The organism is Tianweitania aestuarii (assembly GCF_018457165.1).
In the GTDB taxonomy this organism is placed as follows: domain Bacteria; phylum Pseudomonadota; class Alphaproteobacteria; order Rhizobiales; family Rhizobiaceae; genus Tianweitania; species Tianweitania aestuarii.
In genome coordinates this window covers 1,602,793-1,623,242 of record NZ_JAFMNX010000001.1, presented here as the reverse complement: position 1 = coordinate 1,623,242, position 20,450 = coordinate 1,602,793, and the positions used below count along the sequence as shown (strand labels likewise).

16 protein-coding genes and 1 pseudogene are annotated in these 20,450 nt (G+C 62.2%); 10 read left to right on the top strand and 7 right to left on the bottom strand.

Annotation, left to right across the window (positions count from 1 at the left end):
- Positions 1–4: 4 nt before the first annotated feature.
- Positions 5–2,203: a DNA topoisomerase IV subunit B gene (gene parE / locus JYU29_RS07970; protein ID WP_250157212.1), complete on the bottom strand. Its 2,199-nt coding sequence runs from the start codon at positions 2,201–2,203 to the stop codon at positions 5–7.
- A 108-nt stretch (positions 2,204–2,311) separates the two neighbouring features.
- Positions 2,312–2,950: a PAS domain-containing protein gene (locus JYU29_RS07965; protein ID WP_213984126.1), complete on the bottom strand. Its 639-nt coding sequence runs from the start codon at positions 2,948–2,950 to the stop codon at positions 2,312–2,314.
- A gap of 299 nt (positions 2,951–3,249) precedes the next feature.
- Here JYU29_RS07965 and JYU29_RS07960 point away from each other — a divergent pair, with 299 nt between their 5' ends.
- The 5 genes and pseudogenes from JYU29_RS07960 to JYU29_RS07940 all read left to right on the top strand — a co-directional run.
- Entirely contained in the window at positions 3,250–4,002 is a 753-nt protein-coding gene (locus tag JYU29_RS07960; protein WP_213984125.1) for a rhomboid family intramembrane serine protease, read from the top strand.
- Between the two features lie 209 nt (positions 4,003–4,211).
- The gene (gatB, locus tag JYU29_RS07955) at positions 4,212–5,714 is read left to right on the top strand and encodes an Asp-tRNA(Asn)/Glu-tRNA(Gln) amidotransferase subunit GatB (protein WP_213984124.1); all 1,503 of its coding nucleotides are present in this window, start codon (positions 4,212–4,214) and stop codon (positions 5,712–5,714) included.
- A complete protein-coding gene (locus tag JYU29_RS07950) occupies positions 5,711–6,205 on the top strand; it encodes a GNAT family N-acetyltransferase (protein WP_213984123.1) in 495 nt (164 codons plus the stop codon). Before gatB ends, JYU29_RS07950 begins: the two co-directional genes overlap by 4 nt.
- Positions 6,206–6,292: 87 nt before the next feature.
- Positions 6,293–6,691: an NADH:ubiquinone oxidoreductase subunit NDUFA12 gene (locus JYU29_RS07945; RefSeq protein ID WP_213984122.1), complete on the top strand. Its 399-nt coding sequence runs from the start codon at positions 6,293–6,295 to the stop codon at positions 6,689–6,691.
- A 248-nt stretch (positions 6,692–6,939) separates the two neighbouring features.
- Positions 6,940–7,308 (top strand): annotated as a pseudogene (locus JYU29_RS07940) (DUF2155 domain-containing protein); the annotation flags it as partial.
- A 27-nt stretch (positions 7,309–7,335) separates the two neighbouring features.
- Here the strand turns inward: JYU29_RS07940 and JYU29_RS07935 are convergent.
- Positions 7,336–7,719, bottom strand: a complete 384-nt coding sequence (locus JYU29_RS07935; protein WP_213984121.1) for a helix-turn-helix domain-containing protein — start codon at positions 7,717–7,719, stop codon at positions 7,336–7,338.
- A gap of 97 nt (positions 7,720–7,816) precedes the next feature.
- Entirely contained in the window at positions 7,817–8,299 is a 483-nt protein-coding gene (locus JYU29_RS07930; protein WP_213984120.1) for a peroxiredoxin, read from the bottom strand.
- A gap of 89 nt (positions 8,300–8,388) precedes the next feature.
- On the opposite strand from JYU29_RS07930, the gene JYU29_RS07925 reads away from it, so the two are divergent.
- Together JYU29_RS07925 and JYU29_RS07920 are read left to right on the top strand one after the other, a co-directional pair.
- Positions 8,389–11,799 carry a YhdP family protein gene (locus tag JYU29_RS07925; protein WP_213984119.1) on the top strand — a complete coding sequence of 1,137 codons (3,411 nt, stop codon included), beginning with the start codon at positions 8,389–8,391 and terminating at the stop codon, positions 11,797–11,799.
- A 148-nt stretch (positions 11,800–11,947) separates the two neighbouring features.
- Complete coding sequence (locus tag JYU29_RS07920) at positions 11,948–12,589, top strand: outer membrane protein (RefSeq protein ID WP_213984118.1); 642 nt, start codon at positions 11,948–11,950, stop codon at positions 12,587–12,589.
- An 86-nt stretch (positions 12,590–12,675) separates the two neighbouring features.
- Here the strand turns inward: JYU29_RS07920 and tyrS are convergent, their stop codons facing one another.
- The gene (tyrS, locus tag JYU29_RS07915) at positions 12,676–13,929 is read right to left on the bottom strand and encodes a tyrosine--tRNA ligase (RefSeq protein ID WP_213984117.1); all 1,254 of its coding nucleotides are present in this window, start codon (positions 13,927–13,929) and stop codon (positions 12,676–12,678) included.
- A gap of 96 nt (positions 13,930–14,025) precedes the next feature.
- On the opposite strand from tyrS, the gene JYU29_RS07910 reads away from it, so the two are divergent.
- Positions 14,026–15,144: an anhydro-N-acetylmuramic acid kinase gene (locus JYU29_RS07910; protein ID WP_213984116.1), complete on the top strand. Its 1,119-nt coding sequence runs from the start codon at positions 14,026–14,028 to the stop codon at positions 15,142–15,144.
- 50 nt (positions 15,145–15,194) lie between these two features.
- Here the strand turns inward: JYU29_RS07910 and ald are convergent, their stop codons facing one another.
- Positions 15,195–16,310: an alanine dehydrogenase gene (gene ald, locus JYU29_RS07905; protein ID WP_213984324.1), complete on the bottom strand. Its 1,116-nt coding sequence runs from the start codon at positions 16,308–16,310 to the stop codon at positions 15,195–15,197.
- Positions 16,311–16,459: 149 nt separating this feature from the next.
- On the opposite strand from ald, the gene JYU29_RS07900 reads away from it, so the two are divergent.
- Complete coding sequence (locus tag JYU29_RS07900; protein ID WP_213984115.1) at positions 16,460–16,933, top strand: Lrp/AsnC family transcriptional regulator; 474 nt, start codon at positions 16,460–16,462, stop codon at positions 16,931–16,933.
- Here the strand turns inward: JYU29_RS07900 and JYU29_RS07895 are convergent.
- Complete coding sequence (locus JYU29_RS07895; RefSeq protein WP_213984114.1) at positions 16,890–18,269, bottom strand: mechanosensitive ion channel family protein; 1,380 nt, start codon at positions 18,267–18,269, stop codon at positions 16,890–16,892. The genes JYU29_RS07900 and JYU29_RS07895 overlap by 44 nt on opposite strands.
- A gap of 165 nt (positions 18,270–18,434) precedes the next feature.
- Here JYU29_RS07895 and JYU29_RS07890 point away from each other — a divergent pair, with 165 nt between their 5' ends.
- Complete coding sequence (locus JYU29_RS07890) at positions 18,435–20,408, top strand: bifunctional 2',3'-cyclic-nucleotide 2'-phosphodiesterase/3'-nucleotidase (protein WP_213984113.1); 1,974 nt, start codon at positions 18,435–18,437, stop codon at positions 20,406–20,408.
- Positions 20,409–20,450: the final 42 nt, after the last annotated feature.

Sequence of the window (20,450 nt, the reverse complement as noted above, 5' to 3'; positions counted from 1 at the left end):
CCGCTCAGATATCAAGCGCCCCGGCGAATTCCGCATTGTCCTGGATGAAGCGGAAACGCAGTTCCGGCTTGGTGCCCATCAGCGCGTCCACAGACGCCTTGGTCGCATCCGCCTCGTCCTGCAGCTGTGGAACCTCGACGCGCAGAAGCGTGCGCTTCTTCGGGTCCATCGTGGTTTCCTTCAGCTGCGATGCCATCATCTCGCCAAGGCCCTTGAAGCGGCCGATCTCGATCTTGCCGCGACCGGTGAACTCCGCCTTGAGAAGCTGATCCTTATGCGCATCGTCGCGCGCATACATGACCTTGCCGCCCTGGCTGATCCGGTAAAGCGGCGGCACGGCCATATAAAGGTGACCGTCGCGGATCAGGTTCGGCATCTCCTGATAAAAGAAGGTGATCAGCAGCGATGCGATATGCGCGCCATCGACGTCGGCATCCGTCATGATGATCACGCGGTCATAGCGCAGATCCTCGTCGCGATATTTCGAGCGCGTGCCGCAGCCCAGCGCCTGGATCAGATCCGAAATCTGCTGGTTGGCGCCGAGCTTTTCCGAACCGGCAGACGCCACGTTGAGGATCTTGCCGCGCAGGGGCAGGATCGCCTGGCTGGCACGGTCGCGCGCCTGCTTGGCGGAGCCACCGGCCGAATCGCCCTCGACGATGAAGAGTTCAGCGCCCTGTGCCGCCGTTTGCGTGCAGTCGGCGAGCTTGCCGGGCAGACGCAGCTTGCGCACCGCGCTCTTGCGGCTGACTTCTTTTTCCTGACGTCGCTTCAAACGCTCGTCGGCGCGCGCGATCACCCAGTCTAGAAGCTTGGAGGCTTCCTGCGGATTGTCCGCCAGCCAGTGATCGAACGGATCGCGGATCGCGTTTTCCACGATGCGCTGCGCTTCCAGCGTCGCCAGCTTGTCCTTAGTTTGGCCGACGAATTCCGGTTCGCGGATGAACACCGACAGCATACCCGCGGCCGAGATCATGACGTCATCGGCGGTGACGATCGAGGCCCGCTTGTTGCCGGTGAGTTCGGCATAGGCCTTCAAGCCGCGCGTCAGCCCCGTGCGAAAGCCGGCTTCATGCGTGCCGCCTTCGGGCGTGGGGATCGTGTTGCAGTAGGAATTGACGTAGCCGTCGCCGCCATACCAGGTGACCGCCCATTCCAGCGCACCGTGGCCGCCCTGCTTTTCCGTCTTGCCGGCAAAGATCTCGCGCGTGACCTGCATCTCGCTGCCGAGCTGCGCGGTGAGATAATCCTTCAAGCCGCCGGGGAAGTGGAACACGGCGCGCTGCGGCGTCTCGTCCTTTTCCTTCAGAAGGGCCGGGTCGCAGGACCAACGGATTTCGACGCCTGCAAACAAGAACGCCTTCGAGCGCGCCATCTTGTAGATGCGCTCGGGCAGGAAATGCGCGCCCTTGCCGAAGATCTGCTCGTCGGGATGAAAGCGCACTTTCGTGCCACGGCGATTATGCACTTCGCCCAGGCTTTCCAGCCCGCCTTGCGCAATGCCGCGCGAGAAGCGCTGGCGCCAAAGCTGGCGGCCGCGTGCGACCTCGACTTCGAGCACGTCGGACAGCGCATTCACGACGGACACGCCGACGCCGTGCAGACCGCCGGATGTTTCATACACCTTGGAATCGAACTTGCCGCCGGCATGCAGCGTGGTCATGATGACCTCGAGCGCCGACTTGTCCTTGAACTTGGGATGCGGATCGACCGGGATGCCGCGGCCGTTGTCGGTGACGCTCAAGAAGCCGTCAGCCGACAGTTCGACCTCGATGAAGGTCGCATGCCCTGCCACCGCTTCGTCCATCGAGTTGTCGATGACTTCGGCGAACAGATGGTGCAGTGCTTTTTCGTCCGTGCCGCCGATATACATGCCCGGGCGGCGGCGCACCGGTTCCAGTCCTTCCAGAACCTCGATGTCAGCGGCGCTATAGCTTTCGGCGACTTCGCGCGGCGGCTGTGTCTTCGGCGTGCGGGGTGCTGGTGCGGGTGCTGGAGCTGCTGGCTCGTTGGGTGTCGCCAGCGGAGCGGTCGCGACGGGCTCAGGCGGTGTTTCGGCTGCTTGTGCTTCGGGTGCTGCGTTCGGCAGGGGCTTTTTCGCGGCGCGTTCGCGCGCGGCCTGCAGAATCGGATCAACCGGCTTCGTTTTTGCCCGCGCTGGCTGCGCATCGAGCATTCCGAAAAGGTCGTTTGTATCGGTCATTCTGAACTCGGTCCCGGTACTGCGAATCAACGCACAATATTGCACGGCTCGCGGACCTATGCGAGTTGTGTTCCGGTTCCGTTCACGATTTCGGGGTGGTCGTCCCCATTATTCGCCGCGTCCACCGTCCAGAACAACGAGGTGGCGGATGCGTCGGCCGGGACCGGAAAACACATCCAACGGGTTGAAGTGGCGGTCGCCGGGCGCAAGCGAAGGCACTTCGATGGCCGGTCGCGATTTCAAGAACACCGGTTCGATCTCCGGATCGATGACGCGCACGGATTGCAGCACATTCTCCCGGATCGGGTCCGCACCCATCCAGAACGGCCGTTCCTTCGTGTTGACGATGCCAAGCGCGCGTAAACTGTCGCGACCACCGTTGAGCGGCAGAAGCAGCAATTCGAACGGATGCTCGCGCTGCGTGTCGCTGATCCCGTGAAAGCTGATCGAAACGACCGTCTTGTCGTGGAAGGCGTTGTTGCACAGGCGTGCCACGACCTTCTGGTCGCGCGGCGTCCACATCGACGCAAAGGCATAGCCTTTCAGTTCACGGCCATAGGTCGCGCAAAGCCGCGTGCCTGCCAGACGAAACACCGGGCCGCCACGCGTATCCAGTTCGAGGATAAAGGTGTCGGCAAGCAGATCCTTGATGTCCGCGGGCTCGATCTCCGAGCGTAGCGGAGCAGGGCGCCCGTCGCGCAGCCGATTCCAGTAATGGAAAAGGTCTATTGAACCCTGCAGTTTCATGAATTCCTGTTCTCCATGATCGCCGGCGGTGTGCCATCGGTGAACAAGTTGGAGCCACCCGACGCTTTTCATGCTGCCCGCAGCAGGAAGCGTGCCAGTCACGCCGTCCTCTTGTTCACGGAGCAGGTCAGTTAAGGTTAACAAAGGGTTTACGTTGCTGAAGCGATTGGATTGGGTCAAAATGGCCGCAACCGCAGAGAAGCGCGGTTACAGTGATGTTTTCGGGGGAGCGTGGGGGCTCGACCAGGCCGTTCGAGGGAAACCTTGAACGGCCTTCTTTTTAGGGCGATCTATGTCCGATGAGCATCCCAGAAGAGAATCAGCGCACCGACGCTGTTGTTGAACCCGGCCCCGCCGCTAGCGCGCCGCGCGAACCCCTGTTCAACATTCCCAGCGCCGTTTTGCTGATGATCGCGCTGTGCGTGGGCGTGCATCTCGTGCGTCTTTATCTCCTGACGGAAGAGCAGGACATCGATCTGATGGTGCGCGCCGCCTTTATCCCGGTGCGCTATTCCGGCGAGTATCTGTTCGACATCTATGCCGTGACGAGCACGGTGACCTACGCTTTCCTACACGGCGGCTGGTCGCACCTGATCGTCAACATGGTCTGGCTCGCCGCTTTCGGTTCGCCGCTCGCCAACCGCATGGGACCATGGCGCTTTTTCGCCTTTTGGCTGGTGACCGCCTGGGGAGCTGTCGCCCTGCATTACGCCTTGCATACCGGCTCGGAGATCCCGCTGGTGGGTGCATCCGGTGCCATTTCCGGGATGATGGGCGCAGCCGCGCGCTTTGGCTTTCAGATCGACCGACGCTGGGGACAAGGGCGCTTTTCCGGCCCGCCGCTGACCATTGCGGAAAGCCTGACCTCGCGCACGGTGATCGTGTTTCTCGTGGTTTGGATGGCCGTGAACCTCATTTCTGGCATGGGCTATCTCACGCCGGAAGACATGGGCGCCGTTGCCTGGGAAGCGCATGTCGGCGGCTTTCTCGTTGGCTTCCTGTTTGTTGGCTTTTTCGGGGAAGTGCGGCCGCGTGCGGTGCGGATGGCGTAATCTTTTCACCTTCCGCCGATGCGATCTGATGGCCTGACCGGCCTCCGAACAGGCTGGATTGCTCGATATGGGATCCGTTCAAATTGTACCGAGTCCCCGGATCGAACAGGTCCCAAGGCTCCGCCTTGCCTTGCGAAGCGCGGCCGATTGCTTTAGCCGATTTGCCAAACAAGATGCGGCTCGCCGCGCGCTTCGACCGGACCTTCATCATGACGCTAGTTGACACCCGCACGCCCGATCCAAAACGCCTGATCTCCGGCGCCACCGGCGATTGGGAAGTGATCATCGGCTTGGAAGTGCATGCCCAGGTGACTTCCGAGGCCAAGCTGTTCTCGGGCGCTTCCACCACCTTTGGTGCTGCACCCAACGAGAATGTCAGCCTCGTGGATGCCGCCATGCCCGGCATGCTGCCGGTGATCAACGAGGAATGCGTGCGTCAGGCCATCCGCACCGGCCTCGGCCTGAAGGCGCAGATCAACCACAAGTCGGTGTTCGACCGGAAGAACTACTTCTATCCGGATCTGCCGCAGGGCTACCAGATCTCCCAGTTCAAGCAGCCGATCGTCGGCGAAGGTCAGATCATCATCTCGGTCGGCCCTGATCGCCAGGGCAACTTCGAGGACATCGAGGTCGGCATTGAGCGCCTGCATCTCGAACAGGACGCCGGCAAGTCGATCCACGACCAGCATCCGACCATGTCCTTCGTGGACCTGAACCGTTCGGGCGTGGCCCTGATGGAAATCGTGTCGAAGCCCGACATGCGCTCGGCCGATGAAGCCAAGGCCTATGTCACCAAGCTGCGCACCATCGTGCGTTATCTCGGCACCTGCGACGGCAACATGGACGAGGGCTCGCTGCGCGCCGACGTCAACGTTTCCGTGCGCAAGCCGGGCGGCGAGTTCGGCACGCGCTGTGAGATCAAGAACGTCAACTCCATTCGCTTCGTGGGCCAGGCCATCGACTACGAGGCGCGCCGCCAGATCGCGATCCTGGAAGATGGCGGCAAGATCGATCAGGAAACGCGGCTGTTCGACCCGAACAAGGGCGAAACGCGCTCCATGCGTTCAAAGGAAGAAGCGCATGATTATCGCTACTTCCCCGATCCCGATCTTCTGCCGCTCGAATTCGACCAGGCCTATGTCGACGCGCTCGCTGCCGATCTTCCGGAACTGCCGGACGACAAGCGCAACCGGCTGGTGAACGATCTAGGCCTCTCGGTTTACGATGCCTCGATCCTCGTTTCGGAAAAGGCGATTGCCGCTTATTTCGAGCAGGTCGCCAAAGGCCGCGACGGCAAGATTTCCGCCAACTGGGTCATCAACGAACTGCTCGGCGCCTTGAACAAGGCAGGCCGCGACATCGAGGATGCGCCCCTGTCGCCGGACCAGCTCGGCGCCATCGTCGATCTCATCAAGAACGGCACCATTTCCGGCAAGATCGCCAAGGACGTGTTCGAGATCGTCTGGAACGAGGGCGGTGATCCCAAGGAGATCGTCGAAACACGCGGTTTGAAGCAGGTCACCGACACCGGCGCGATCGAAAAGGCCGTGGATGACGTGATCGCCGCCAACCCCGACAAGGCCGAGCAGGCACGCGCCAAGCCGAGCATGGCCGGCTGGTTCGTGGGGCAGGTCATGAAGGCCACGGGCGGCAAGGCCGCGCCGCAGGCCGTCAACGACCTCGTGAAGGCGAAACTCGGGATCACCGAGTGAGCGTTTTCGTTCGCACTGCCGGATCGTGGGACATTTCCGCGATTCGTGCGCTGCTCGCCGAAACCTGGCACGCGACCTATGATCCGATCTACGGGCCGGGCATGGTGGAGGAGCTGACGGCGGAATGGCATTCGCCCGAAGCGCTTCAGGCGATGATCGATCGCGACCGCTCAGAATTTCTCGTTGCCGATGATGGCGAGCGGATCTGCGGCTGTGCGTTTGCGGCCGCGACGCTGGATGACATGCGCGTGGTCACGCTGTTTCAGCTCTACGTCTTGCCGGAGCTTCAAGGGCGGGGCATCGGCGGCATGCTTCTGGAAGAAATTGAGCAGTCCTTCTTCGAATCGCAGGTGCTGCGGCTCGAGGTCGAGGAACGCAACAGCCGTGCCGTCGCCTTCTATGAAACGGAAGGCTTCACCCAGGCCGGGCGCGAGGAACATGGCGGCGCAGTGCCGCGAACCGTGCTGATCTACGAGAAGTCACTGGTCTGAGCGGCGCGCCTTCTTGCCAAGCGAGGCACACAGCGCCATAACGCGGCCAACGAACAAGCGGGTAGCCGCTTCCCAAGGGATGACGTGATGTCAAAGTTCTTCACCCAATTCTTCACCTGGTGGAATGGCCAAACGCTCGGCACGCGCTTCTTCACCTGGCGCAAGGGCAAGGCCGTTGGTCAGGATGCGTTGGGCAACACCTATTACGAAGGTGGCATGAGCCCGGATGGTCATCCGCGCCGCTGGGTCGTGTTCAACGGTTATGCCGAAGCGTCTGCTATCCCGCCCGGCTGGCACGGCTGGATGCATCACCGCGTCGACACGCCGCCTTCGGCCGAAACCTATTCTCCGCGCGAATGGGAAAAGGCGCACAAGCCGAACCTCACCGGCACGGCAGGCGCTTATCGTCCGCAGGGTTCGATCCTGAACGAGAAAGAGCGTCCACGGGTCACCGGCGATTACGACGCCTGGACGCCGGGCGGCTGATCGCTTCCGGACGAGCCTCTTAGATTTCTCGCCACAATTCTCCTCTACGCGAGACAGGGAAGTGGCCGTGCCTCGCGGCGGGCGGTAGAATTGGATCGATGATGCTGAGTGTGAACCGGAGCCTGTTTGCTGGTTTGATCGCAATGATGATCATTCCGGCAGCGCATGCTCAGCAAGGCCCACAGGGTTTCGAAGGCATCCAGGGATTCGATACGCCGCAAGCCCAGGGTGCGGCTGACGGAACGGACCCGGAGCAGCCGGCCGTGGCCGCGCAGCGCATCAAGAACCCCGTTGCGGAATTTTCCGGCATCGACAAGATTACCGGCCGCATCATCAATTTCGACGTCTACGTCAATGAGACCGTGCAGTTCGGCGCGCTCCAGGTCACGCCGCGTGTCTGCTATGCCAGCCCTGAAAATCAGGAGCCGAAAACTGACTCCTTCGTGGAAGTCGACGAGATCACGCTCGACCGCAAGATCCGCCGCATCTTCACCGGCTGGATGTTTGCTGAAAGTCCCGGCCTCAATGCTGTGGAGCATCCGGTCTACGATGTGTGGCTGAAGGCCTGCAAGAAGACCTCGGACGTGCCGGCGCCGGAATCGGCCCAGGCAGACTGACGCGCCTCGTGACTTTGACGGTGGGGCTTACTCGCCGTCGTTCAATCTCTGAATTTCACGCCCCAGGCGTTCGATGATCTGGCCGGTATCTTCATGGATGCGGCGCAGGCGCTCGATCTGCGCGGTCAGCGAAGCGAGGGGGTCTGGACCGATCTCGTCGGCCGGCGCATCGCCCACGCCGTGCATCAGCCACATCAGGGTCACGTCGAGCACGCTGGCAACCAGCGTCAGGCGCTCGACGCTCGGCTCCGAGCGGTCGTTTTCCCAATCGATGATGGTCTGCTTTTTTACGCCGACGCGGCGCGCCAAGGTTTGCAGGCTGATCCCGCTTGCATCGCGCGTGCGCGACAAGCGTCCGCCGAGTGTGTCGGTGTCGATCGTGCGTGACGGGAATGCCCGAATAACGGTCAAAGATCCGCTCCTAACCCGTTAGGTCAGCGCGTGACCTAGCATGCGGGCGGGCGAACAGCCGTCGCCCCGCCGTCCTGTCATGACGCGTTTTCGACACTCAGCCGAGCGCGCGGGCGGCTTCCAGGACTTCCTCGGCATGGCCGGGAACGGACACCTTGCGCCAGATCCGCGCGATCTTGCCGTCCTTGTCGATGAGGAAGGTGGAGCGTTCGACGCCCATATATTTGCGCCCATACATGCTCTTTTCCTTCCACACGTCGAGCGCGGTGAGCACGGACTTTTCCTCGTCGGCAACGAGGTCGATGCCGAGCTCGTGCTTGAGCTTGAACTTGTCGTGCTTCTTCACGCTGTCGGGCGAGATGCCGACCACGGTAACGCCGGCCTGCTCGAAGTCGGGCTTCAGGCGCGTGAAGTCGATCGCCTGCGCCGTGCAGCCGCTCGTGTCATCCTTGGGATAGGCGTAGAGCACCACGGGCTTCCCGCGAAGCGATTGCAGCGACATAGTTCCGCCCCCATCGCGTGGGAGTTCAAAATCCGGTGCAATATCGCCGATTTGTAGCTCGTTCTTCGCGTCTGTCATCGCGCCACCTGTTTACGTCCGCATGTGTCTCGCGAAATATAGAGCTCTGCCGGATTCGTCCATCAGCCGATCAGGAACCGTCGACAACGTTGGAAAACGAGCCGCGCGAGCACCAGAGAATCCGCTTCCGGCGCAACGAGATCGCTGATCTCGGCGCCTTGCCCTCTGCTGCGCCGCCGCAGGTGCCGGTGTCTTCCCAGCCCAAACGCCGCAAGCGCCGCTATCTGCATGGGATCGGCGTGTTTTTCAGTCTGGCGATCGGCCTTTTCCTCGCTGCCGTGTTCTTTCTCGCCGTTTACGGCATTCCATCGATCGGCATGGACCGTCTACGTGAACAGGCCGAGCGCACGGGGAGCCGGTTTGCGGGTGAACCGGTCGTCGCGTCGCTCGGCAAGCTGGGCGTGTCCTTCGATGCCTCGCGCTTTTTGTCGCTCAGCCTTGCTGATCTGAAGCTCGGCGCGGTGAACCCAGGCGGGCCGCAGATCTCGGCAGGCGAGGTGCGATTCGGGCTGGCGCCGCTTCAACTCCTCAAAGGCCGTATCCAGATCGGCAATGCCACGCTGGCCGATGCGCGCATCGTCGCCGGCGCCCTGCAGCAGAACGGCGAGCAGGACTGGGCTGCCGGCTTGAAGAACGCGCAGGGCCTCGTTGATCCCGACAAGGTTCTGGCGGCGATCTTCGATGGCCTGCACCGCGCCTTCAACGGGCTGGATGCGGGCCAGACGCGCCGGCTTGCGCTGGAAAATGTCGAGATCGTTCTTCCCGGTCTGGAGAAAACAACGACCTTCGTGATCCGCTCGGCCACGCTTGCACGCGCAGGCGATGCGCTGACGATCAACGCAGAACTTGCCGTCAACGGGCGCACGATCGTTCTGGCCGGCAATGCTGCGCGGCCAGGCGGCACGCAGATTTCGTCGCTGACGGTTGCGCTCGACTCCGATCCCATCGTCCGCGACGATCCCTTCATTGATGACGGCATTGCCGTGGTGGATCCGTCGCTCGGCACGATCGCCATGGACATCGATGGGCGCGAAGGCGTGAACGGCGAACCAAGCACGCTCGCCGCCAGCGCCTCCATGACGGACGCCGCCATCGATCTCGGCAAAAACGGCATCATCGCGGGTGACGCCGAACTCGGAATGGAGTTTCGATCAGGATCGGGCGAACTCGCGATCAAGAAGGCAGCCGTTCAAACCGGCGAAACGATCTTGAGCTTCAGCGGCGGCATCGGCCCGCAGCCTGCAGAGCCGGGAGCACCGAACAGCGCGCGCGCTTATCGCTTCGAACTGGTGAGCGACGAATCCCGTTTGGCGGCCCAGGACCTTGCGGATGCGCCCGTGGAGATCACCTCTCGGCTGGCCGGCAAATATCTGCCCGACCCCACCGAGCTCGTAATCGACGATCTCAAGGTCGGCACGGATGATGGACAATTCGCCGGCCAGGGCGAGATCATCTTCGATGGACGCCGCGCGCCAGGGTTCCGCGCCATTCTCGGCACCACGTCCATGCCCGTCGCCTCGGCCAAGCAGCTATGGCCCTTCATCGTCGCGCCGCAGGCCCGTGAGTGGGTGCATGAGAACGTCACCGCTGGTCGCCTCGTCGAAAGCGAGATCAACCTGTCTCTGGCGCCCGGTCGTCTTGGTGATGGCATTCCCTTCACGGCCAAGGAAGCCAATGGCCGTTTCGTGGTGGAAAATACCAGCCTGCACGTGCTCGACACTTTGCCCATCGTGCAGGACGCGGCCGGCGTCATCACCTTCGGCGGCAACGATGTCGAGATCGCCTTGTCCAAGGGCGAAGCGCGCATGGCCGAGGATCGCAAGGTGACGATCACGGACGGCACGATGCGGATACCCGGCAATCAGGATGGCGGTCCGGTCGGCTTCATGACGCTGGATCTTTCCGGCGACGCAAAGGCGATCGGCGATCTGGCTGCGCGTGAGCCGATCAACGCCATGCGCTTCATCGGCATGGAGCCCAACGATCTCAGCGGCGAGATTTGGGGCACGGTGAATGCCGACATTCCGCTCAATCGCGAGGTCGATCGTTCGCGCGTGCATTGGAGCGTCGATCTCGCCTTCGACAAGCTCAATCTGGCCAAGCCTTTTTCGGGGCAAACGGTCACCGATGCAGCGGGTACGGCGTCGATCGATCAGCGGCGCGCGGAGATCGCAGCCAATGCCAACCTCAACGGCATCCCGGCCCGCCTGAACCTGACGGAGCCTGTCGGCTCTGCGGCGGATGTGACCCGCAAACGCTCCATCCAGCTGACGCTGGACGAGGCCACCCGGCAAAAGCACTTTCCGGCCCTCGATCCCCTGATCTCCGGTCCCATGCTGCTCGATGTGGATGCCGCGCAGGGCGATCAACAGGAGGTCTCGGCCGATCTTACCGGCACGGAAGTGCGCGTGCCGTGGGTCGGCTGGCAGAAGGGTGCCGGCGTTCCGGCAAAACTGCGCTTTCGCCTGAGCGCGCGCGATGGCGTTACCGATCTCACGAACTTCCAGTTGAGCGGCGACAGCTTCGACGTTGCCGGCGATCTGCGGCTGAATTCCGGTGGGCTCGCTTCCGCAAAGCTCGGCACGGTCAAGCTCAACCGCGGCGATGATGCGTCGATCGATCTCGAGCGCAAGGGCAAGACCTACACCGTGCGCGTGCGCGGCAAGCAGTTCGATGCCCGCTCTCTCGTGAAACATTATCTCGCCGAATCCGCCGCCTCAGCATCGGGAACAGGCGAGGCGATGCCGGTGGCGCTCGATGTCACGGTGGATCAGGCCAATGGCTTCTTCAACGAGGTCATCAACAACCTCAAGGTTACCTATGACAGCGGCGCCGGCGCGCTGCGGCTGAGCGGCGTCATGGGCTCGGGGGGAGCCGTTGCCGTGCAAACTGACAATGCGGGAGGCAGCAACGCCCTGCGCGTTCAGTCCACCGATGCCGGCGGCGTGCTGCGCTTTGCCGATGTCTATGAGCATATGTATGGCGGCCGCATCGAACTGGAACTTGCCGGCCGCACCGGAGCCGCAATGGTCGGCGCGGTGGATGCGCGCGATTTCCGAATCGTCAACGAACCCAAGCTGCGATCGCTGGTGGCAAGCCCGCCTCCGGAGGGCAAATCGCTCAACGACACGCTCAACCGCGAGATCGACACCAGCAGCGTTGCCTTCGAGCGCGGCTTCACCCGCATCCAGAAAGGTCCGGGTTCGCTCGTTCTGCGTGAAGGCGTGGTGCGCGGGCCGGTGATCGGCGCGAGCTTTCAGGGCACGTTCTATGATCCGCAGGGCAATATGGACATGACCGGCACCTTCCTGCCGGCCTATGGCGTCAATCGCATCTTCGGCGAGATCCCCATCATCGGCCAGATTCTCGGAAATGGCCGCGACGGCGCGTTGATCGGCATCACCTTCCGACTGGTCGGCAATGCGAAGAAGCCGGACCTTCAGATCAATCCGATCTCGGTCATCGCACCCGGCATTTTCCGCTCGATCTTCGAGTTCTAGCCCATCCCCATCCATTCTCCCGCTGCGTCAGGTTCAACAACATCAAGGGCTTGGCTGCTTTGATGCATGTGTTGCTGTGAGAACACGGCGTTTTTGCCCGCCTTCTGTTAGGTGGAGCGGGTTAGCTTATGAAATAGGAGTCAGATCCATGGTTTTCAGGATCGCAGGAATCACAGCGGCCGCCACGCTTTTCGCGTCGTCCGCTTTCGCCGCCGACATCATCACGGACTATCAGCCGACCGTACCGGTTGCTGTTGAGACCGCGTATGACTGGAGCGGTGTTTATCTCGGTGTTCAGGGCGGTTACGTCTGGACGTCGGTCGACCTTCCCGGCGGCTTCGGCAGCGAAGACTTCGACGGCGCAGCGCTCGGCGGTCTCTTCGGCTGGAACTTCCAGCAGGGCAACGTCGTGTTCGGCGTTGAAGGCGACGTCAGCTACACCTGGAACGAGAACGATTACGGCGTGGGCATCGGTTCGGTCGAGATCGGCACGGATTGGCAGGGTTCGGTTCGCGGCCGCCTCGGCTACGCCTTCGACCGCACGCTGGTTTATGCCACGGGCGGCCTCGCCATCACCAACGCCTATATCGACGGCCTCGGCATCGACGAGTCCGAGACCCTCACGGGCTGGACCGTTGGCGGCGGCGTCGAGCATGCCTTCACCAACAACTGGACCGCACGCGTCGAATATCGCTACTCCGATTACGGCAGCGAAGATTTCGGCCTGGGTCTCGGCGACTTCGACATCGACGAGCACACGGTTCGCGCAGGTCTGAGCTACAAGTTCTGATCCCTGGCACCAGGACGAAGAAAGGCCCGGCTGTTTGCGCAGCCGGGCCTTTTTCTTTGCGGGTGTTTGGGTAGGCAGCGGCCTCGTCAGGCCGGACGCACCAGAATGTGCTTCTTCTTGCCGAGCGACAGCTTGATGACGCCGGCTTCACCGATCTCGCCGGTGCCGACCGATGTGCGCTCGTCGCTTACCGGCTTGTCGTTGATGCGCACGGCGCCGCCCTGAACATGACGGCGGGCTTCACCATTCGATCCGGCGAGCTTCGCCATCACCATCAAGGCCAGCAAGCCGATGCCGCTTTCGAGATCGGCCGCCGGCACGTCGATCGTCGGCAGATCGGCAGCCAATGCGCCTTCCTCGAACGTCTTGCGCGCCGTTTCAGCCGCTTGTTCGGCATTCTCGCGCCCATGCAGCATGGCCGTGATCTCGGTCGCCAGGATCTTCTTGACCTCGTTGATCTCCGAACCGCCCAAAGCCGAAAGCCGTGCGATCTCGTCCATCGGCAGCGTCGTGTAGAGCTTCAGGAAGCGCGACACGTCCGCATCCTCGGTGTTGCGCCAGTATTGCCAGAAGTCATAGGCCGACAGCATGTCCGGGTTCAGCCAGACGGCGCCCGACAGCGACTTGCCCATCTTGGCGCCCGACGAGGTCGTCAGCAGCGGCGAGGTCAGGGCGAAGAGCTGCGGCGTATCCATGCGATGGCCGAGATCGATGCCGTTGATGATGTTGCCCCACTGATCCGAACCGCCCATCTGCAGGCGCGTACCGGTGCGCTTGTTGAGCTCCACGAAATCATAGGCCTGCAGGATCATGTAGTTGAATTCGAGGAACGACAGCGACTGCTCGCGATCGAGCCGCGTCTTCACCGAATCGAAGGACAGCATGCGGTTGACCGAGAAATGCCGGCCAACATCGCGCAAGAAGTCGAGGTAGTTGATGCCGAGCAGCCAGTCGGCATTGTTGACCATCAGCGCGTCGCGCGGACCATCGCCGAAGGTCAGGTAGTTGGAAAACACCCTCTTGATGCCATCGATATTCGACTGGATCACGTCCGGCGTCATCAGCTTGCGCGCCTCGTCCTTGAAGGACGGATCGCCCACCATGCCCGTGCCGCCGCCCATCAGCGCGATTGGCCGGTGGCCGGTCTTCTGCATCCAGTGCAGCATCATGATCTGGATCAGCCCGCCTGCATGCAGGCTCGGCGCCGTGGGGTCGAAGCCGATATAGGCCGTCACGATCTCGCGCGAAAAGAGCTCGTCCAGACCAGTCTCGTCGGAGATCTGGTGGATGAAGCCACGCTCTTGGAGCGTGCGCAGGAAATCGGACTTGAAGGCAGGCATGGTTCCAGACTTTCGGGATTGATTGCTCGGCCGTTAAGAAACGGGAAGACAGCGCGGCTTTAGCATCGTGAAACGGGGAATCAAAGGGGAACGGCAATGGCGGCGATGACGACGGCTCTCGGGCTGATGAGCGGCACGTCCATGGACGGCATCGACGTCGCGGCCCTGCGCACCGATGGCGAGACGATCGTGGAGCGCGGCCCGTCTTTGTTCGTGCCCTATGACGACACCTTCCGCGCCCGCATCGAAGCCGCATTGCAGACGGCGAAGGTGATCGAACAACGCGACCAGCGGCCCCATGACCTGGCCGAACTCGAGCGCGATCTCACGCAGCGCCACGCCGAAGCCGTTCATGCATTTCGCGCGAAATTTCCCGACTGGCAACCGGAGCTGATCGGCTTCCACGGCCAGACCGTGCTGCACCGGCCAGCCGAGGGTCTCACCGTCCAGATCGGCGATGGCGCGCTGTTGGCACAACGGACCGGCACGCCCGTCGTCTATAACATGCGTGCAGCCGATATGGTTGCCGGCGGGCAGGGCGCGCCACTGGTGCCGGCCTATCATGTCGCTCTGGCCAAGAGCCTGCCGGAAACCTTCCGCCGCACACCCACCGTTTTCGTCAATATCGGTGGCATCTCCAACGTCACCTATGTTCCGGCGTCCGGTGATCCTGTTGCCTTCGACAGCGGACCCGGCAACCAGCTGATCGATCAATGGATGCAGCGGGAAGGCGGCCTTGCCTTCGATGCCGATGGCGTTGCCGCTGCCAAGGGCAGCGTTCATCAAGCGATCGTTGAAGCCTATCTCCAGCTTCCCTTCTTCGCCCGGCCCGCCCCGAAATCGCTCGATCGCGGCGATTTCGACCTGTCGGGCGTGCAAGGCCTGAACCTCAACGATGGCGCACGCACGCTGGCAGCGCTTGCCGCCGAAGCAGTATTCGCGGCACGCAAACAGATGCCGGAAACGCCGAAGCTTTGGATCCTGTGCGGCGGCGGTCGCAAGAACCCGCATATATCAGGCGACCTCCAAAGGCTCGCAGAGGCCGATGGCGGCGAGGTCGTGGCCGCCGAAGAAGTCGGCCTTGATGGCGATGCAACAGAAGCGGAGGCCTGGGCCTATCTCGCCGTGCGCTCGACCCGCGGTCTGCCACTGACCTGGCCAACAACCACCGGATGCGATCGCCCGGTCACCGGCGGCGTTCTGGCTCAGCCGTAGAAAAGCCCGCTGGATCGCTCCAGCGGGCTTCGCACTTCGAGAACACCCGATCAGGCGGCGAGCGCGGCTTTCGGTTCTGCCAGGTCGTAGCCCAGCGCTTCGGCAACGGCGGCATTGGTGATGCGGCCCTTGTGGACGTTGAGACCGTTGCGCAGATGCGGCATGTCGATCATTGCCTTGATGCCCTTGTCGGCCAGCGCCAGCCCGTAATGCAGCGTGGCATTGTTCAGGGCATGTGCGGAGGTCACCGGCACGGCGCCCGGCATGTTCGCCACGCAGTAATGGATCACGCCCTCGACTTCATAGGTCGGGTCGGCATGCGTGGTGGCGTGGCTCGTTTCGAAGCAGCCGCCCTGGTCGATCGCGACGTCAACGAGCACAGCACCCTTCTTCATGCCGGACAGCATTTCGCGCGACACGAGCTTGGGTGCGGCCGCACCGGGGATCAGCACCGCGCCCACCACGAGGTCGGCCGAGAAGCATTCTTCTTCCAGCGCTTCCACGGTGGAATAGCGCGTGTGCACGCGGCCGTTGAAGATGTCGTCGAGCTGGCGCAGGCGCGGAATGGAGCGGTCGAGGATCGTCACATCGGCACCGAGGCCGACCGCCATCTTTGCGGCATGAAGGCCGACGACACCGCCGCCGATCACGGTGACCTTGCCCGGCAGGACGCCCGGCACGCCGCCCAAAAGCACGCCGCGTCCGCCATTGGCCTTCTGCAACGACGTCGCGCCGGCCTGGATGGCGAGACGCCCGGCCACTTCCGACATCGGCGCCAAAAGCGGCAGGCCGCCGCGCTCGTCGGTCACGGTTTCATAGGCAACAGCCGTCACGCCCGAAGCGAGCAGGCCTTTGGTCTGCTCCGGATCCGGCGCGAGGTGCAGATAGGTATAAAGGATCTGGTTGTCGCGCAGCTGAACCCATTCGTTGGGCTGTGGCTCCTTCACCTTCACGATCATGTCGGACTTGGCGAAAACCTCTTCCGCCGTTTTCGCGATCGTCGCCCCGGCGGCGCGATAAGCGTCATCACCGGCACCGATGCCCGCACCGGCACCCGTTTGCACCAGCACCTGATGCCCGTGCGCAGCATATTCGCGGACCGCACCTGGCGTGAGGCCGACGCGATATTCGTGGTTCTTGATTTCCTTGGGGCAGCCGACGCGCATTGTTTGCACTCCCATTATCTTGGCGTTCCTTAGAACGCGACTGTATGCCCAGGAGGTGTCGCAGGTCTTTGCGATGTCAATTGCTCTGGTACGTCCTCGTGAGATAATCATGCGCGGGAAGGCATCATCTTCGAAGGAATCGCGGATCAATGGCATTGGACAAGATCGATCTTGCGATTTTGACGGCACTCCAGAAGGACGGCCGTATGTCCAACGCGGCGCTTGCCGAAAAGGTCGGGCTGTCGCAGTCCGCCTGTTCGCGCCGGCTTGATATTCTGGAAAAGTCAGGCACGATCCGCGGCTATCACGCCCAGATTGCGGCTGCCGGCCTCGGACGTCCGATGACGGCGATCGTGCATATCTCGCTATCCGGCCAATTCGAGAAGACGCTGTCCGAATTCGAGGCCGCGATCAGGCGCTGCCCGAACGTCCTGTCCTGCCACCTGATGACTGGAGAATATGACTACGTCCTGCGGATCGCCGCGCGCGATCTCGCCGATTACGAGCGCATCCACAAGGATTGGCTGACGGCGATGCCGCATGTCATCAAGATCAACACGTCCTTCGCCATGCGCGAAATCATTGATCGGACGGCGATTGGACTGACCTTTGAGCAAGGCTAGCACCTGAGACGTCCGGTTCCGCGATGTTTTCGGGATCGAAGATCTTCGAACCGATCGGCGGGGAACGAAGAATGACATCGCGAACCGGGAAGGGAATGTCGATGTTGTTGGCCTTGAAGGCATCCCACAGCGCCAGATAGACCTTGCCGCGCACATTGGTGAGACCCTGCTGCGGATCGTGAATCCAGAACCGCAACAGGAAGTCGATCGACGAATCGCCGAAGCCGGTGATCCAGCAAACCGGACGGCGATCGCTTTCCACGCGCGAAACGCTCGAAGCCGCCGCGATCGCTATCTCGGTCACCTTGTGCGGGTCGCTGTTGTAAGAAACGCCGAACTTGATATCGAGCCGCACGAGGTCGTCCGTGAAACTCCAGTTCACGACCCGCTCGGTGATGAAGTCCTCGTTCGGAATGAGATATTCGCGCCCGTCGCGCGTCACGACGGACACGAACCGCGCACGCAGTTCCCGGATCCAGCCGAAGGTTTCGCCGACCGTGATCGTGTCGCCCGGCTTGATCGAGCGGTCCATCAGGATGATGACGCCGGATATGAAGTTCGAAACCACTTTTTGAAGGCCAAAGCCGAGGCCGACGCCGATGGCGCCGGAAAAGATCGTCAGCGTGGTCAGATCGACGCCCGCGGTCGAAATCGCCAGCAGAATGGCGATGATGATCAAGCCGACCTTGGCGATCTTGCCGAACAGAACCCGCATCGACGGGGTCAGCCCTTCGGTCGTGCGCAGCCGGTGATCGAGGAAACTGCCGCCCGCATTGGCAAGCCAGATCGCGACGCCGAGCAGCGCCAGGGTCTTTACGACCGTCAGCAGCGACAGCCGGGTTGCCCCCATCGGCAGGGCGATGCGGTCGAGCAGAATGCCCGCGTCGTCATTCAGTCCGGTGATGAACAAGGCCGCTAGAAGCCAAACGGTCCATGACACGATCTTGGCCAGCAGGCGGTTCCGGATGACCCGCGACAGCACCACCGTCACGAACCAGGTGGCCGAAAGCGCAAGGGCTAGGGACAGCAGAGCAGGCGGGCGAAGCGTATAGGCACGGCTGAAGGTGATCGTGAGAAACAGGAGAACCACGAAAACGGCCCAATGCAGCCGCCGCAGCACCGCCGCCACAACGCGCAGCAGCCCCCGATTGTCGCGGATCCGCCGCGCCCTTGCTTCCAGCTGGTGCTCCAGCCGGCGGCCAACGAGCCGCGCCACGATGTACAGCGCTGCGATGATGCCGAGTTGCAGCGCGAACCACGGCAGAATGCCACTCGCGGCGATCTGCTCGCCTTCACGCGCAACCGTGTCGCCAAATTGTTCGAGTTCGGAAAGCATCAGATATCCCAGGTCGGCGAAGCCGCGCGGCAGCTATGAACAAGCAACGCCGCGCTTCCAAGCAAGTTGCGCATGGTCATGGTGCTGTCGTCAATCTGCTGGACATGCACCGTCGGCGCGGTGACATTGCGCAATCGAGACTCGTTGCAGATCAGGAGCCGTATCATGAACACGCAACTCGCAATGTCCCGCCGCGGCTTTCTGGCTGGAACCGCCGCAACGGCCGGCCTTATCGTGCTGCATCCGTTTTCCGCCCATGCCCAGGCCAACCAGGCGCATCTGCGCATCATGGAAACCACGGACATCCATGTGAACGTGCTTCCTTACGATTATTACGCCGACAAGCCGAACGAAACGATGGGCCTGTCGCGCACGGCGTCGCTCATCAAGGCGGTGCGCGATGAAGCGACCAATTCGATGCTGGTCGACAATGGCGACTTCGTTCAAGGCAGCCCGATGGGCGACTACATCGCCTATGAGCGCGGCATGAAGGAAGGCGACGTTCATCCGGTCATCAAGGCCATGAACACGCTGAGCTATGACTGCTCCACGCTCGGCAATCATGAATTCAACTACGGCCTGTCCTTCATGGACAAGGTTCTGGCCGGCGCGAATTATCCGTTCGTCTGCGCCAACCTGATCCGCGGCACCGAGCTCGCCGCCAATCCACGCGACGACAAGCTTTACCTCAAGCCCTACCTGATCCTCGACAGGACGATCAAAGATGGCGCAGGCGCCGAGCATCCGATCAAGGTCGGCATCATCGGCTTCGTGCCGCCGCAGATCATGGTGTGGGATTCCAAGAACCTCAGCGGCAATGTCGCGACGCGCGACATCGTTCAGGCAGCGGAAGCCTGGGTGCCGCAGATGAAGGAAGAGGGCGCCGACATCGTGATCGCGTTGTCGCATTCCGGCATCGACACCAAGAAAACCGAGATGATGGAGAACGCCTCCTTCTTCCTGGCGGGTGTGGACGGCATCGACGCAATCTTCACCGGCCACCAGCACCTCGTCTTCCCCGGACCCAAGGACTTCCAGGACATGGAAGGCGTCGACACCAAGAAGGGCACGCTGCAAGGCAAGCAGGCCGTCATGGGCGGCTTCTGGGGCTCGCATATGGGTTTGATCGACCTGCTGCTCGAGCGTGACGGCAACACATGGAAGGTCGTGTCCGGCACCTCGGAAGCGCGGCCGATCTTCAAGCGCGAAGACAAGATCGTGGCCACCGTGGCGGACGATCCGAAGGTTGTTCAAGCTGTCGAGACCGAGCACAAGGCGACGCTCGACTATGTCCGCCGTCCGGTCGGCAAGACCTCCGCGCCGCTTTACTCCTACTTCGCGCTGGTGGCCGACGATCCGTCCGTGCAGATCGTGTCCCAGGCGCAGATCTGGTACATCAAGGATCTTCTGAAGGAGACGCAGTGGAAGGACCTGCCGGTGCTCTCGGCGGCCGCGCCCTTCAAGTCGGGCGGGCGCAACGGTGCCGATTATTACACCGACGTTCCGGCCGGCGACATCGCGATCCGCAACGTGGCCGATCTTTATCTTTACCCCAACACCGTGCGCGCGCTCGAAGTCACCGGCGCGCAGGTCAAGGAATGGCTTGAAATGTCGGCCGGCATCTTCCGTCAGGTGGAGCCCGGCAAGGCCGATCAGCCGCTGATCAACACCGACTTCCCGTCCTACAACTTCGACGTCATCGACGGCGTGACCTACAAGATTGATCTGTCTCAGCCCCCGAAATATGGCGCGAAAGGTGAGGTGCTGAATGCCTCGTCCAACCGTATCAAGGACCTGATGTTCGAGGGCAAGCCGATCGATCCGGCCGCCAAGTTCGTGGTGGCTTCGAACAACTATCGCGCTGGCGGCGGCGGCAATTTCCCGGAGATCAACGAGTCCAAAGTGATCTTCGAGGCGCCCGACACCAACCGCGATGTGATCGTGCGCTACATCGTCGATCAGGGCACGATCAACCCGTCGGCCGATGCCAACTGGTCCTTCGCTTCCATGCCCGACACCAGCGTCCTGTTCGAAACCGGACCGAAGGCCAAAGACTTCATCGGCGACGTCAAGGCCGTGAAGATCGAGCCCGCCGGCGAGGGTGAGGGCGGCTTCGCCAAATACCGCATCACGCTTTGACGCAACGAAAAAGGGCCGGTTCTCACCGGCCCTTTCCATATC